This is a genomic window from Euzebya sp. (assembly GCF_964222135.1).
Classification (GTDB): domain Bacteria; phylum Actinomycetota; class Nitriliruptoria; order Euzebyales; family Euzebyaceae; genus Euzebya.
In genome coordinates this window covers 26361-39955 of the sequence record NZ_CAXQBR010000002.1, presented here as the reverse complement: position 1 = coordinate 39955, position 13595 = coordinate 26361, and the positions used below count along the sequence as shown (strand labels likewise).

Here is a 13595-nt window from a genome sequence, read left to right as displayed (position 1 = left end):
ATCGTGCACGCACCGCGCGGCGGTCGGGGCGATCGACGCCTCGGCGGGGCCTCGTCGCCGTGCACCAGATGGTGTAGGCCGCCGACCGCGAGGTTGCGCCGTTCGCCCGACGCGGCCCACCCCTCCCCCTCCATAGCGTCATCGGTGTCCGCTCCGACCGCAGGAGGATCCCGATGACCCGTCACGCCGTCGTCCTCGGAGCCGGCATCGCCGGCCTCGCCGCCGCCACCACGCTCGCCGCTCGCCACGACCGGGTCACGGTCGTGGACCGCGACACCGCCCCCACCGGTCCGACCGCGAGGGACGGGGTGCCGCAGGGCCGTCACATCCACCTCCTGGTGCCCGGCGGGCTGCAACGGCTGGAATCGCTCCTCCCGGACATCGCCGACGACCTGGCCGCCGCCGGCGCCGGCATCATCCCCGCCCCCGAGTGGCGCTTCCACATGGGCGGCGGCCGCGTCGCCGCCCGCGACCCCTCCCTGCGGATCACCGGTGCCACCCGCCCGCTGCTCGAGCAGGTCGTGCGCGACCGGGTCCGGGCGCTCGAGCGTGTCGATCTGCTCCAGGGGTGGAGCGCCCGCGACCTGGTCACCACCGACGACCGCGCGACGGTGACCGGCGTTCGGCTGCAGTCCGAGGCCGATCCCGCGCAGGAGCGGCACCTCGACGCCGACCTGGTCGTCGACGCGACCGGCCGCGGGTCCGCCGCGCCGCGGTGGCTGGCCGACCTGGGCTACACGCCGCCGACCGAGGAGCGCCTGAGCGTCGGCGTGCACTACACCACCCGGTTGTTCGACCGGGATCCCGCCGACCTGGGCGGCGCCCGCAACGTCCTGGTCGACATCCCACCCGGCCAGCGCCGCGGCGGGGTCGCCCTCGCCGTGGAGGGCGACCGGTGGCTGGTCACGCTGATGGGGATGCTCGGCGAGCGCCCACCGGCCGACCTGGAGGGGTTCGCCGCCTACGCCGGCAGCCTGTGGGTCGACGACCTCCACCGGATCGTCGACGGCGCGACGCCGGTGAGCGAGCCGGCCCGCCACGCGTTCCCCGCCTTCGCGTGGAACCGCTACGACCGGCTGGACCGGATGCCCGGGTCCTTCGCGGTCCTCGGCGACGCGGTCTGCTCCTTCGACCCGCGCTTCGGCCAGGGGATGGCGGTCGGGATCGCGGAGGCGATCGCGTTGGGGGAGGTGCTCGACGCGCACGGCCCGGCCACCGTCGGCCCACGGCTGGCGGAGGCGAGCCTGCCCGTCGTCCAGGACGCGTGGGACCTCTCGAGCGGCGCGGTGCTGGCCCACCCCGAGGTGGAGGGGCCCCGGCCGCTCGCGTGGAAGGCGACCACCGCCTACCTGCAGCACGTCCTGCCCGTGGCCCACCGGGACCCCGAGGTCGCGGACGCGCTGATCCGCGTCATCGGCCTGGTCGACCGCCCGCAGGCGCTGATGCACCCGCGCACCATGTGGCGGGTCCTCAGCGGATCCCTCGGCCGGGACGCCGCCCCGTCAGCGGCGGCGTGACGGGGCACACTTGTCCACACCCACTGGTTGACCTGATCTGCGCGGCAGGTGTGCGATGGATGCGATGACCACCCTCGAGATCGCCGGCGAGCTGGGTGAGGCCGTGCGCGGCCTGACGCGGCGGGAGTACGACGCGCTGGTCGAGACGGGGGTGCTCGAGGACGAACCGGTCGAGCTGCTGCGGGGGATGGTCGTCACGATGGCCGCGAAGGGCGTGCCGCACGACATGGCGGTGCAGTGGTTGAACATGTGGCTGGCCCGGCGGCTACCCGATCACCTCCACGTGCGGGTGCAGAGCGCGTGGGCCGCGACCGACGACTCCGAACCGGAGCCGGACCTGGCCATCGTGCCAGCGCGCTGGTCACCGCCGGACGGGGTGCGCAGCCACCCGCAGGTCGCCGAGCTGGTCGTGGAGGTGGCGGGCAGCAGCCTGCGACGCGACCTGGTCGTGAAGGCACCCATCTACGCCGAGGCGTCGGTCCCGGCCTACTGGATCGTCGACCTCGGTGCGCGGCAGGTGGTCGTCCACACCGATCCCGTCGACGGTGTGTTCGCCGCGGTCAGCCGGCACCGCGCGGACGAGGTCCTGATGGCCTGCGGCATCGAGGTCCCCCTCGCCGACCTGTTCGCGTTCACCTTCGGCGAGGGCGCGTAGCCGCCGGATCGGGCGCCGGATCGGTCGCCGGGCCGAGCGCAGCCTCAGCGCAGGTCCAGGCGCATCAGCACCCGCGGGAACCCGCCGGCCACCGAACCGGTGTCGGACGCCTTGGTGAACCCGGCCGTCTCGAACAGCGACCGGGTGCCGACGAACGCCATCGTGGTGTCCACCTTCTCGCCCTCGTTGTCCGTCGGGTAGCCCTCGACGGCCGGGGCGCCGTGGGCGCGGGCGTACTCGACCGCGCAGCGGAGGAGGTGGTGGCGGATCCCCGCACCCCGGTGGCCGGGGCGGACGCGGATGCAGATCACGGACCAGACCGGCAGGTCGTCGACGTGGGGGATCAGCTTCGAGCGCGCGACTGGCAGCTCGGCGCGGGGGGCGACGGCCGCCCAGCCGACCACGTCGTCGCCGTCGTAGGCGAGCACGCCCGGGGCGACGTCGCGGGCGCAGAGGTCGCGCATGTACTCGCCCCGCGCCGGCCCGGCGAGCTCGCGGTTGGTCTTCGAATCGATCCGGTGGCTGAGGCACCAGCAGACGTTCGACGTCGGCTTCTTCGGGCCGACCATGATCGCGACGTCGTCGAAGCGCTCGAGCGTCGCCGGCTTGACCTCGATGTCCACCTGCGCACCGTAGCCCAGGGGTGTGACTGCGAGACTTCCCACCCATGGGAACGTGCGCAGAGTGCGGTGCCCCCGACCGCGACGGCCTGGGCTGCCGGGGGCAGTGGGACGAGCTGCTGGCCCTCGAGTTCTCCGACGTCCGCGCCGGCCCGGTCCACTTCCACACCGTCGTCTGCTACCAGTTGCAGCACCCGGCGGCGTTCACCCTCCCCACCGCCGCGAGGGAGGGGCTGCGCCGTGCGCTCGAGGACGTCGTCGTCCACGACGTCCCGATCAGCGAGATCTGCTCGCGGATGGGCGGGGCCTTCGACGGGGCTGCGCGGGTGCGCGGCGACGATGCCCCGCCCCCGACCCTGCGCCGCTGGTCGATGACGGTCGCCGACGTCGGCCCGCCCGACCCCGACGTCCACGCCGACCGGGTCACGGCGTGGGCGCGGGCGGTCCTGGCGGACCTGTGACCGCCGTCACCCCAGTCGACGCCGCAGCAGCTCGGCGAACGTCGGGTTCGGGCGCGCCTCGGGCAGCGCCCGACCGACCTTCTCGAGGGTCGTCGCGGCATCCTCGCCGGTGACCGCGGCGGCGACCAGGGCGGCGACGGTGGCCGAGCGGCTGCGCCCGCCCCAGCAGTGCAGGTAGACGCGCTTGCCCTCCTGGCGGAGGGTGCGGACCGCCTCGGCGGCGTCGTCCAGCACGAAGGCGAGGTTCGGGTTCACGTCCGGTCCGGGCTGGTCGACCAGCCAGAAGCGGTGGTGCTCCACGCCGGGCGGGGTCTCGGCGCGGCCGGTGCGGCACAGCGACACGACGGCATCGACCCCCTCGGACACCGCGGTGGGAAGGCCTGGGAGGTTGCCGAGCAGCAGGTCGCCGTCATGGTCGGCGGGGGCGCAGAAGACCTGCCGCTCACCGCGGGCCCGAGCGGTCTCGACCAGCGACGGCGCGCTCGGCCAGCCGAGGTGGTCGTCGGCGCCGCCCGACGCGGTCAGGATCGCCAGGCGGACGAGGTCGTGCACCCCGGCCGCACCCCACCCGTGGAGCATCCGCCGCCACCGCCACGGCACGGCCGAGCTGCCCCAACGCGCCCCGAGCAGCTGACCGGCGATGGCCGCGACCGTGTCGGTGTCCCCGCCGACCCGCACCGCCGCCTCGAGGGTGTCGGCCAGGTGGCGGCACGGCTGGTCCTCGGGGACCGGGGTGTGGTGGATCGCCGACCAGGCGGCCTGCAGGGCGGTGACGACGTAGCCGTTGCCCTGGCGGAAGTGCGCCGGCGGGGTGGCCTCGGCGGTGTCGAGCGCGTCGGCCCAGAACGCTCGCCGGCCCTCGCCCAGCAGTGACAGGCCGGCCCGCACGTCGAGGACCCCCTCGCGGACGGCCCGGTCGCGCGCGATCGACCACAGCACGCACGCCTCGGCGGCCAACGGGTCGCCATGGGTCAGCAGGCTCACGTCGGTCGCCAGCCGCGCGATGGCGCCGTCGTCGCCCAGGTGGGCCAGGGCGACGGGCGCGGTCCGCATCAGGCTGCCGTTGCCCGCCCCCCGACCGGTCGCGGCGAAGTGATCAGCCGCGGCGGCGGCGAGCTGACCCGGTCCCTCCACCGGGTCCAGTGCGGCCCGCGTGGTCGTGCCCACGTCGCGCGGGTCGGTCGCGTACCAGTCGAGGAACTGCGCGCCGATCGCCTCGACGTCGGTCGACCCGGTCGCGGTCACCCGGGCGATGCCGACGGCCTGTGCGGTGTCGTCGGTCCACTCGCCCGGCGCGAAGCCCATCACGCCGGTCCTCATGGTGATCGGCTCGTCGTCGGCCGGCACGGTGAACTCGAACCCCGCACCCAGCGCGTCGCCGGCGGCGAGGCCAACCAGCGCGCCGGCCGCGCGATCCCTGTCGATCCGCATGCCCCCAGAGGATGCCCGAAGGGTGTGACGCGCCACTAGGCCAGCACCGCGAACGCGCGGAGCGGCTCGACCAGCCGTCGGGCCTCGGCCAGCCGGGCCGTCGGCGGGCCGCACAGCACGTGCCAGGGCACGCCGGTCGCCGCCAGCAGCGCGGCCAGCCGCTCGTGCATCCGCTGGCGGTGCGGGCCGTCCTCGCGGGTGCCGTCCTGGACGAAGCCGAAGTCCGGGGCGGTCAGCAAGTACAGGTCCGGCCGGCGGGCGGCCGCCAGGTCGACGAGCGCATCGGGGGCAGGCCCGTCGAGGTACCGCTCGGCCCACGCGACGGTCGCGAGCGGGTCGGTGTCGGCGACCAGCACCCGGTCGGCCCGGCGGGCGAGGGCGTCCTCCAACGCCGCCTGCGCCCGACCGATGTGGACGAACTCCTCGGGGTCCCAGCGGTCGGCGTCGGGCAGGTGGCGCCGGCCCTCCCAGTACCAGCGGCCGTGCTCGGGCACCCACACCGTGCCGAGCGCCGCCGCCAGGTCCTCGGCCAGCGTGGTCGTGCCGCTGGACTCCGCCCCGACCACGACGACCCGGCGGGCCAGCCCGGCCTTGGAGGCGGGCGCGAGCCAGCGCCAGCCGGACCCCAGGTCCGCCCGCAACGCCGACCCGCAGACGCCGAACGCGGCGCGCGCCGGATCCACCGCCACGTGCCGGGCACCCATCGCGGCCGCCCAGGCGTCGCCGTAGGGCTCGGACGTGAACGCCAGGTCGGGACGGCGGCCGGCCAGCAGGTCGAGGGTCCGCTGCGCCCACGGCTCGGGCGCGTCGGGCAGGTCGTCGAGGGTGACGAGGACCTCGACCTCCGGGTGCTCGTCCCGGAGCCACCCCGCCCGGGTCGCCGCCGGGATCGTCTCGCCGGGCCGGTCGCCGAGGACCACCACCAGGTGGTCCACCCGGGCGAGCGCGGTCCGGAGCAGGTGGTCGTGGCCGACGTGGAACGGGTTGAACTTGCCGACCGTGACGCCGAGGGTCATCCCGCGGCCACCGCGACCGCGTCCGCGGGGTCGTCGGGCACCGGTCCCTCCTCCGCCGCGGCTCGGGCCTCGGCGCGGAAGCGGAGGAGCCCGCTGATCGACAGGATGAGGAACACCACGTACAGCCCGCTGGTGAGGGTCAGGCCGCGGGAGGCGTAGAGCGGCACGTAGATCACGTCGACCGCGATCCAGATCCACCACGCCTGGGTCCAGCGGCCGACCAGCCACAGGTGGGCGGTCAGGCTCCCGACCGTGGTGAGCGCGTCCCAGAACGGGGCGGCGCCGTTGAGCTCGACCAGCAGCGCCCGCAACGCGACCACGCCGACGACCACCGCCGGCACGGTGAGCGCGACGACGCGGCGCGGGACGGTGGCGACCGGTCGCTCCCCCTCCCCCGGCCCGGTCCGCGCCCACACCCACAGCGCCTGCACGCTGGTGACCAGGTAGACGACCTGGATGCCGACCTCGGCGAACAACCGCACCCGCCAGAACACGACCGCGAAGGCGGTGACGCTGACCAGGCCGACCCACCAGCCGAGGGGGTGGTTGCGGGCCAGCAGCGCGACGCTCCACGCGCCGGTGACCACGGCGAGGACCTCGGTCGCGGACCAGTCGAGGGGGAGCCACCCGGCCGCGGCGGCCGCGGTCGCGGCGGTGGAGGTGACGGTGCTGAGGAGCAGGAGGAGACCGGTTCGGCGACTTATTCTCATGTGGAGAAATATAGGCGTCGGCGCCGGCCCGGGGCAATGACAGAATCCTCACAGATGGCATCCCCCGACGCGCCGGCGACCTACGACCCCCGGGACTACCCCCCGGTCGCGGTGACGTGCGACGTGGGGGTGCTGACCGTCCTGGCCGGCCAGCTGTCGGTGCTGCTGGTCGAGCGCGGCGAGGCGCCCTTCGCCGGCGGGTGGGCGCTGCCCGGCGGGTTCGTCCGCCCCGACGAGGACCTCGGGCAGGCCGCCCGCCGCGAGCTGGCGGAGGAGGCCGGGGCGGCGCTGGCCGCGTCCGTCGAGCACCTGGAGCAGCTGGCCAGCTACGGCGCCCCCGACCGGGACCCCCGGATGCGGGTGGTGACCGTCGCCTACCTCGCGCTGGTGCCCGCACCCCCCGGACCCGTGGGAGGGGGCGACGCCGCCGCCGCCCGGTTCTGGGCGACCGAGGACCTGCCGACCCTCGCCTTCGACCACGCCACGATCGTCGCCGACGCCGTCGAGCGGGCCCGCACCGCGCTCGAGCACACCACCCTGGCGACCAGCTTCGTGCCCGACGAGTTCACCCTCGGGGAGCTCCGGCGGGTCTACGAGGCGGTGTGGGGACAGCGGCTGCACGCCCCGAACTTCCACCGCAAGGTCCAGCGCAGCGAGGGGTTCGTCGAGCCGACCGGCCAGCGCACCGCGACCGGCGGCCGACCGGCGCTGCTGTACCGGGCCGGGCCGGCGCGGACCCTCGTCCCTCCCCTGCTGCGGGCCGATCCGGAGGGGTCGAGCTGACCGGTTCGGCGGAGCAGCGGCTCCACGGCGGGCGCATGACCGCGGGGGTGGTCCGGTTCGGCGACACCGTCCGCCGGCCGACGGGGGTGTGGACGCCGGCGGTGCACCGGCTGCTCGGCCACCTCGAGGCGGTCGGCTTCGACGGCGCGCCGCGGGTGCGGGGGATCGACGAGGCAGGCCGGGAGGTGCTGACGTGGATCCCGGGTGAGGTGGCGCACCGGCCGTTCGCCCCCTCACCCGTGGGCGGGGAGGGGCTGTGGCGCATGGCCCGGTTGCTGCGCGGCTACCACGACGCGGTGGCGGGCTGGCGGCCGGAGGGGGCGCTGCGGTGGTGCGCCGCCGCCCGGACGGTGCAGCCGTGGGAGGTGGTGTGCCACGGCGACGTCGCGCCGTGGAACGTGGTGTGGCAGGGCGAGGAGCCGGTCGCGCTGATCGACTGGGACCTGGCCGAGCCGGGCCCGCGGATCCGCGACGTGGCGTGGCTGGCCTGGTACGCGGTGCCGCTCAGCCGGCGCTGGCAGGAGGCCGGGGTCGCCGCGTGCGGGGACCTGCGGGTGCGGTTGGCGGTGCTGTGCGACGGCTACGGCCGGTTCGATCCCGGGCAGGTCGTGCGGGCGCTGCAGGTGCTCCAGCGCCGCGAGCACCGGCGGACCGCCCGGTGGGGCGTGGCCGGCCGCGAGCCGTGGGCGTCGTTCCTCGGCCGCGTGCCGCTGTCGGCGTGGGACGACGAGGCGGCGTGGCTCGCGGCGCGGGCGCCGGAGCTGGGGTGAGGCGTCAGCCGGTGGGCGGGGCGGCGAGGGCGTCGATCAGGATGCGGCCGACGGCCCGGGCCAGCTCCTCCGCGGAGGGCGTGTCGGCGGTCTGGGCGTCGCCCTGCTCGGCGAGCGGGCCGTCGCGGAGCAGGGTCGCCATGCCGTGGATCCAGCTCCACATCAGGACGGCGAGCAGGTCGGCGTCGCGTCCGTCTCCCCACCCGCGCGCCTGGGCGGCGGCGATGGCGTCGACGAGGATCGCGTAGGCGTCGTCGCCGCGGGCACGCAGGTCGGGGTCGTCGCGGTGGAGGGAGGAGGGCCGCCACATGACGTCGAACAGCGCCGGGTTGTCGAGGGCGAAGCGGAGGTAGCCCATGCCGGCGGCCTGGACCTCCCGCGCCGGCGTCGGGGCGTCTGAGTCCGCGATCGCGTCGCGCATCGCGGCGGTCAGGCGGCGGAACCCCTCGGTCGCCAGGGCGGTGAGGACCCCCGCCTTGTCGCCGAAGTGGTAGGCCGGGGCGGCGTGGCTGACGCCGGCTCGACGGGCGATCGCCCGCAGGCTGACCGCGGCGCTCCCGCCCTCGGCGACCTCGGCCTCGGCGGCGGCCAGCAGGGCGGCGCGGGCGCCGTCGGAGGCAGGCGGGTCGGTCGGTGGGCGCGGCACCGGGTCATCGTCCGGATCCGGCTTGACAGTGTCAAGTCACGGCGTAGGCTTGACACTGTCAAGTGATTCGGTGTCTCGGAGGAGGGATGGGCATGTGGTGCACCTCGCAGCGACTCGAGTCGGCGGTGTCGGTCGGCGGCGGCAGGTCGACCGGCGGGACGCACGTCGACGAACGTCCAGCGGACCGGCGGAACGGGTCGTTGCCCCTCCCCCCGACGTCGCGCTCCCGACAGCGCACGGGCGCGGCGCGCGCCGACCTGCGGGTGGACGACGCCGCCCGCCGGGAGGCGTCGGAGGCGCTGGGCGTCCACATGGCCGCCGGCCGGCTGACCCTGGTGGAGTTCGAGGAGCGCCTGGACCGCGTCTTCGCGGCCGTCACGGAGTCCGAGCTGGCGGCGGTGACCGCGGACCTGCCGCGGACGGCCCCGGCGTCGTCGCGAGCCCGCCGGCGCGCGGCGGCCCGGTCGATGGTCGCCGGCTGGCTGGCGCTGTGCGCCCTGTTCCTCACGATCTGGGCGCTCACGGGTGCGGATTACTTCTGGCCGGTGTGGCCGATGATGGGCACCGGGATCGGGACCCTGCCCGGCGCGTGGGCGCTGTGGCGCGGCACGGACGATCCCCAGGCCGCGCAGGCCCGCTGACCGCCTGAGGCCACGCCCACCATCGATCTGGCGGGCCTCGTCGTCTCGTGCGGACGCCGTCGTCACGACGGTGGCGGGTCCGTGCCCTCTCCCAGGAGGCGACGAACCTCGGCGGTCACCTGGTGGACGAAGGCGTCGGCGTCCTCTGGGAGCCGTCGCAACCCGGCAGCCAGCCGGTCCAGGTCGATGTCGTCATAGCGGTGGACCAGGAGGTTGCGCATCCCGGCGAGCGCCTGCAGCCGCTCGGCAAGATCGGGATCGATGACGGCGTCGGCAGCCAGCAGGCGAAACGACTCCCGGTAGGTCGTCGGCACCTGACCCCCTGAGCGCACCACCAGGTACGTCGCCGCGGCGGCAGCCTGCTGGGCCACCTGTGTGAGGATCCACTCCCCTGCGTGTCGGGTCACGGGTTCGGCCTCGAGGCGGGCGGCCTCGACGACACCCATCGCGCGGAGGTCATCCCGCAACCGGGCGATGTGACGCACCTTCTGCTGGACCACCTCCGGGTCGAGCGCCCGCGGGGTCATCCGGCCAGCACCTCACGCTCGAGCCGGCGGAGCCAGGCCGTGTCGAGACGCTCAGACCATGCCGCCACGCACTCGTGGGCGAAGCGCCCGGGCCGGTCCTCGTACAGCGGCATCCCGCCCAGGCCGTGGGTGCGCGCCACCGGCGAGGCCTGCCGCAGGTCCATGACGTCGATCACCACGTCGCCGAGGAGCTCGCCCAGCTCTTCGGTGAGCGCGAGCACGTCGTCAGGCGAGGCGTCCGGTCGGAGGAGCACCGCGAGGTCCAGGTCGCGCGCCGGGCGGTCGCCGTCGACTGCGCTGCCGTGCGCGCCCAGGACGACCACCCCGTGGCGTTCGCAGATCGTCGCCAGGCGGCCGTCATCCGCGACGGCGACCAGCGTCGCCAGCACATCACGGTGGTCGAGCACGATCCGAGGCTATCCCCGACCCCCCGACCCGGTGCCCGCGATGGCGTCCAGGCGGAGCTGGAGGCCGTCGAGGACCCGGTCGAGGCCGTACTCGAAGTCGTCGGTCGTGGTCCGCTCCACGTCGACGTCCTCGTACGCGGTGAAGAGCGCGCGCAGCCGCGGGGCGTCCTCGGTCGCCGTCATCGCCAGGCGCTGCCACTCGGCAGCCACCGCCTCGTCGCCCTGCTCGTCGGCGTACCCGGCACCGCGCCACGCGGCCTCGCTCAGTGAGATGCCCAGCACGTAGGCCGAGACGGTGGACAGCGCGCGCTCGGCCTCCCGCAGCGCGAAGCCGGCCCCCTCGAGCACGACCAGCATGTGCTCGGTGATGCGGACGAGGTTCGGGGCGAATGAGTCCCCCACCAACAGGTCGAGGACCGACACGACCCAGGGGTGGCGCAGGACCCCGGCGCGCGTCTGGTGGGCCAGGTGCCGCACGGCGGACCGCCAGTCCGCCTCCTCCGGGTCGAGCAGCTCGACCTCGCCGTAGACCTCGTTGACCACGAGGGCGAGGAGCTCCTGCCGGTTGGCCACGTGCCAGTAGAGCGTGGTGGCGCCGACCTCCAGCCCGCTGGCGAGGTTGCGCATGCTGAGCCCTTCGATGCCGTCGCGGTCGAGGAGCTCCATGGCCGCGACCACGATCTGGTCGCGGGTCAGCGTCGAACGGGTCTCCGGTGCCGGCTTGGCCCACACCGAGACGTACGTCGTGTCGCTGTCGGCCATGGCACCTCGGTCTGGACGCGGGCACGGCCACCGTGCACGGGGTCGACGTCGCGGCCGACCCGGCCCGCGCGCGGGAGTCCTTCAGCCTCACCGGCCAGTCCGCCGCGGTCGACGAGATCCTCACCGGGCGCGAGAACCTGGTCCTGATCGCCAAGCTGCGCCACGTCGCGGACCCCGGCGGGGTCGCCGACGACCTGCTGGCGCGCTTCTCGCTGACCGACGCCGGCGGGCGGAAGGTCGGCGAGTACTCCGGAGGGATGCGCCGCCGCCTGGACCTCGCGATGAGCCTGATCGGCGACCCCCCGGTCATCTACCTCGACGAGCCGACGACGGGGCTGGACCCGCAGGCGCGCATCGAGGTGTGGCGGGCGGTGCGGCAGCTCGCGGACGCCGGCACCACGGTGCTGCTCACGACCCAGCACCTCGAGGAGGCCGAGCACCTCGCGGACCGCATCGCGATCCTGCACGAGGGGCGGATCATCGTGAGCGGGAGCCTCGAGGAGCTCAAGCGCCTCCTGCCCGCGGCGACGGTCGAGTACGTGGAGAAGCAGCCGACGCTCGAGGACGTCTTCCTGTCCCTGATCGGTGGCACGACCTCGGAGGGAGACCAGTCATGAGCACCCAGTTCCTGAGCGACACCACCACCCTGCTGGGGCGGTCCCTGCGCCACATCACCCGCAGCGTCGACACGATCATCACGACCACGATCATGCCGATCGCGTTCCTGCTGCTGTTCGTCTACGTGTTCGGCGGGGCGATCGAGACGGGGACGGGGTCCTACGTCGACTACCTGCTGCCGGGCATCCTGATCATCACGATCGCCTCGGGCATCTCCTACACCGCCTACCGGCTGTTCCAGGATCTGCAGGGCGGCATCTTCGAGCGGTTCCAGTCCATGCCGATCGCCCGCTCCTCGGTGCTGTGGGCGCACGTGCTGACCTCGCTGGTCGCCAACGCGGCGTCACTGGTCGTCGTCGTGCTCGTCGCCCTCCTCATGGGCTTCCGGTCCGGTGCCGGCGTGCTGGCGTGGCTGGCCGTCGTCGGGATCCTGGGGTTGTTCACCCTGGCGCTGACCTGGATCGCGATCATCCCCGGCCTGTCCGCCACGACCGTCGACGGCGCGAGCGCGTTCTCCTACCCGCTGGTGTTCCTCCCGTTCATCAGCTCGGCGTTCGTGCCGACCGACACGATGCCGGGCCCGGTCCGCGCGTTCGCCGAGAACCAGCCGGTCACCTCGATCGTCAACGCGATCCGGGACCTGTTCGCCTCCCAGCCGGTCGACGCCGACATCTGGATCGCGCTGGCCTGGTGCGTCGGCATCCTCGTCGTCGCCTACGCCGGCGCCATGGCCACCTACCGCCGGAAGGTCGCGTAGCTCCGGGCTAGTTCGGACTGCGCACGGTCGGGTTGTGATCGATCGCAGCGGCCACGTCGTCCGTCCTCACCAACGGCCTGCCGTTCGGACGCCGGACGGACGGAACAAGGCCCGAGAGGACCAGATCGAGCACCAGGTCGACGTCGACGTCCAAGCGCTCAGCAGCCTCCAGGATCATCGTGCGGCCCGACGGACCGGGTGGCCACGCAGGACCCGGCGACCCAGCCGCATCAGGCCGGGGTCGTCGGCGGCCTCGAGGTCGACGGGCCCGTCGGTGAGGAGGGAGGTGCGTCCGGTCCGGACCAGCTTCCCCCGGTCGAGTCCGAGCCCCCTCCCGCGGATCTCGACGAACCAGCGCATGTCGCGGACCCGGACGCCGTGGCCCAGGTTGAGCGGGTTCCAGTCCGCCGTCGAGATCCGGCTCGGGCCCAGGTCGGGGACCGCGAGGGCGACCCAGACATCGGGGAGGTCCCTCGCCCGACGCCTGAGCTCGTGTGCGAACCACTCGGTGGCACAGCACGGCTCGGCCTCGCTCGCGTGCACCGCCTGGGCGGTCTGCAGCAGTCCGCGGGCGACGGGGGGTTGCAGGTCGTCGCGCATCCCGTCGCGCAGCGCGGTGACGGCGGTCACGAGCCAGTCCTCGACCCTGCCGGCGCGGTGTTGGTGCAGCAGGGCGGGGGTCGCCGCCGCCTCGTGGGTGCCCCTGCCGGCGAACCCGCCGGCGTCGTCGAGGCCGTCGATGAAGTCGCTGATGTCGTGGTCGTCCACGGTGGATCCTCCTGGAGTCGGTCTGCGGTGCGACCACCCTCAGGAGGGGGTGTGACGATCGGCGGCGGGTTGTCCCCAGCCTCAGCGTGGAGGCTGGTCCAGGCGGGCGACCCGGCGCGACCCGGCGGTCTGGCGGTAGGAGTCCTCGAGCAACTCGGCGAGCTCGACGTCGTCCGTCCGCTCATCGAGGTCCACCCCGACCCAACCGGAGGGGCCGAGGTAGGCGGGCACGAACGCGCGGGGGTCCTGGACGAGCGCCTCGCGGTCCGCGCCGTCGGGTTGGACGATGATGCTGTGCGGGTGCTGGACCCACTCACCGTCCACCTTCAGCGATCCGCCGTAGTAGGCGAACACCTTGGTGGTGAAGAACGCCGGCCGGCCGTGGGAGACCTTCTCTGCCGCGTCCGGCAGGGCCAGCGCGATCGCCCGGACGCGCGCGAGGACCGGGTCGTCGTCGTCGAACATCCGCGGGTGGGCCATCGCCGCCGATCCTCGCAGGCCGGTCG

At 74.5% G+C, this 13595-nt stretch carries 18 protein-coding genes and 1 pseudogene; 8 read left to right on the top strand and 11 right to left on the bottom strand.

The genetic code is table 11. From position 1 onward, the window contains the following. The first annotated feature begins 173 nt into the window (after positions 1-173). Both ACEQ2X_RS00680 and ACEQ2X_RS00675 read left to right on the top strand, forming a co-directional pair. Complete coding sequence (locus tag ACEQ2X_RS00680) at positions 174-1517, top strand: FAD-binding protein (protein WP_370323814.1); 1344 nt, start codon at positions 174-176, stop codon at positions 1515-1517. A 64-nt stretch (positions 1518-1581) separates the two neighbouring features. Further along, complete coding sequence (locus ACEQ2X_RS00675) at positions 1582-2172, top strand: Uma2 family endonuclease (RefSeq protein ID WP_370323813.1); 591 nt, start codon at positions 1582-1584, stop codon at positions 2170-2172. Between the two features lie 44 nt (positions 2173-2216). Here the strand turns inward: ACEQ2X_RS00675 and ACEQ2X_RS00670 are convergent, their stop codons facing one another. Beyond that, the gene (locus ACEQ2X_RS00670; RefSeq protein WP_370323812.1) at positions 2217-2795 is read right to left on the bottom strand and encodes an N-acetyltransferase family protein; all 579 of its coding nucleotides are present in this window, start codon (positions 2793-2795) and stop codon (positions 2217-2219) included. Between the two features lie 44 nt (positions 2796-2839). Here ACEQ2X_RS00670 and ACEQ2X_RS00665 point away from each other — a divergent pair, with 44 nt between their 5' ends. Then, positions 2840-3253, top strand: a complete 414-nt coding sequence (locus tag ACEQ2X_RS00665) for a DUF5946 family protein (protein WP_370323810.1) — start codon at positions 2840-2842, stop codon at positions 3251-3253. Between the two features lie 6 nt (positions 3254-3259). Here ACEQ2X_RS00665 and ACEQ2X_RS00660 read toward each other — a convergent pair whose 3' ends face one another. The 3 genes from ACEQ2X_RS00660 to pnuC are packed head-to-tail and all read right to left on the bottom strand — an operon-like array spanning position 3260 to position 6410. Then, on the bottom strand, positions 3260-4684 hold the full coding sequence (locus ACEQ2X_RS00660) for an ADP-ribosylglycohydrolase family protein (RefSeq protein ID WP_370323809.1): 1425 nt from the start codon (positions 4682-4684) through the stop codon (positions 3260-3262). Positions 4685-4719: 35 nt separating this feature from the next. Then, positions 4720-5700, bottom strand: coding sequence for an AAA family ATPase (locus ACEQ2X_RS00655; RefSeq protein ID WP_370323808.1), 981 nt, complete (start codon positions 5698-5700; stop codon positions 4720-4722). Then, the gene (gene pnuC, locus ACEQ2X_RS00650) at positions 5697-6410 is read right to left on the bottom strand and encodes a nicotinamide riboside transporter PnuC (RefSeq protein ID WP_370323807.1); all 714 of its coding nucleotides are present in this window, start codon (positions 6408-6410) and stop codon (positions 5697-5699) included. Before pnuC ends, ACEQ2X_RS00655 begins: the two co-directional genes overlap by 4 nt. Positions 6411-6464: 54 nt before the next feature. Between pnuC and ACEQ2X_RS00645 the strand changes: the two genes are divergently transcribed. Together ACEQ2X_RS00645 and ACEQ2X_RS00640 are read left to right on the top strand one after the other, a co-directional pair. Further along, positions 6465-7193 carry an NUDIX domain-containing protein gene (locus ACEQ2X_RS00645; protein WP_370323806.1) on the top strand — a complete coding sequence of 243 codons (729 nt, stop codon included), beginning with the start codon at positions 6465-6467 and terminating at the stop codon, positions 7191-7193. Positions 7194-7228: 35 nt separating this feature from the next. Next, on the top strand, positions 7229-7963 hold the full coding sequence (locus tag ACEQ2X_RS00640) for an aminoglycoside phosphotransferase family protein (protein WP_370323805.1): 735 nt from the start codon (positions 7229-7231) through the stop codon (positions 7961-7963). Between the two features lie 4 nt (positions 7964-7967). Here ACEQ2X_RS00640 and ACEQ2X_RS00635 read toward each other — a convergent pair whose 3' ends face one another. Next, the gene (locus ACEQ2X_RS00635; protein WP_370323804.1) at positions 7968-8609 is read right to left on the bottom strand and encodes a TetR/AcrR family transcriptional regulator; all 642 of its coding nucleotides are present in this window, start codon (positions 8607-8609) and stop codon (positions 7968-7970) included. Positions 8610-8701: 92 nt separating this feature from the next. Here ACEQ2X_RS00635 and ACEQ2X_RS00630 point away from each other — a divergent pair, with 92 nt between their 5' ends. Then, on the top strand, positions 8702-9250 hold the full coding sequence (locus tag ACEQ2X_RS00630; protein ID WP_370323803.1) for a DUF1707 domain-containing protein: 549 nt from the start codon (positions 8702-8704) through the stop codon (positions 9248-9250). Positions 9251-9312: 62 nt separating this feature from the next. Here ACEQ2X_RS00630 and ACEQ2X_RS00625 read toward each other — a convergent pair whose 3' ends face one another. The 3 genes from ACEQ2X_RS00625 to ACEQ2X_RS00615 are packed head-to-tail and all read right to left on the bottom strand — an operon-like array spanning position 9313 to position 10946. Beyond that, positions 9313-9777 carry a DUF86 domain-containing protein gene (locus ACEQ2X_RS00625; protein ID WP_370323802.1) on the bottom strand — a complete coding sequence of 155 codons (465 nt, stop codon included), beginning with the start codon at positions 9775-9777 and terminating at the stop codon, positions 9313-9315. Continuing rightward, entirely contained in the window at positions 9774-10184 is a 411-nt protein-coding gene (locus ACEQ2X_RS00620; protein WP_370323801.1) for a nucleotidyltransferase family protein, read from the bottom strand. Before ACEQ2X_RS00620 ends, ACEQ2X_RS00625 begins: the two co-directional genes overlap by 4 nt. Positions 10185-10193: 9 nt before the next feature. Next, entirely contained in the window at positions 10194-10946 is a 753-nt protein-coding gene (locus ACEQ2X_RS00615; protein WP_370323800.1) for a TetR/AcrR family transcriptional regulator C-terminal domain-containing protein, read from the bottom strand. 5 nt (positions 10947-10951) lie between these two features. Between ACEQ2X_RS00615 and ACEQ2X_RS00610 the strand changes: the two are divergent. After that, positions 10952-11563: pseudogene (locus ACEQ2X_RS00610) on the top strand (ABC transporter ATP-binding protein); the annotation flags it as partial. Beyond that, complete coding sequence (locus tag ACEQ2X_RS00605; protein WP_370323799.1) at positions 11560-12321, top strand: ABC transporter permease; 762 nt, start codon at positions 11560-11562, stop codon at positions 12319-12321. The pseudogene ACEQ2X_RS00610 and the gene ACEQ2X_RS00605, both read left to right, overlap by 4 nt. 7 nt (positions 12322-12328) lie before the next feature. Here ACEQ2X_RS00605 and ACEQ2X_RS00600 read toward each other — a convergent pair whose 3' ends face one another. The 3 genes from ACEQ2X_RS00600 to ACEQ2X_RS00590 all read right to left on the bottom strand — a co-directional run bounded on the left by ACEQ2X_RS00600 (position 12329) and on the right by ACEQ2X_RS00590 (position 13569). Beyond that, a complete protein-coding gene (locus ACEQ2X_RS00600) occupies positions 12329-12475 on the bottom strand; it encodes a hypothetical protein (RefSeq protein ID WP_370323798.1) in 147 nt (48 codons plus the stop codon). A 20-nt stretch (positions 12476-12495) separates the two neighbouring features. Continuing rightward, entirely contained in the window at positions 12496-13089 is a 594-nt protein-coding gene (locus ACEQ2X_RS00595) for a hypothetical protein (protein ID WP_370323797.1), read from the bottom strand. Positions 13090-13170: 81 nt separating this feature from the next. Further along, positions 13171-13569, bottom strand: coding sequence for an MmcQ/YjbR family DNA-binding protein (locus tag ACEQ2X_RS00590; RefSeq protein WP_370323796.1), 399 nt, complete (start codon positions 13567-13569; stop codon positions 13171-13173). Positions 13570-13595: the final 26 nt, after the last annotated feature.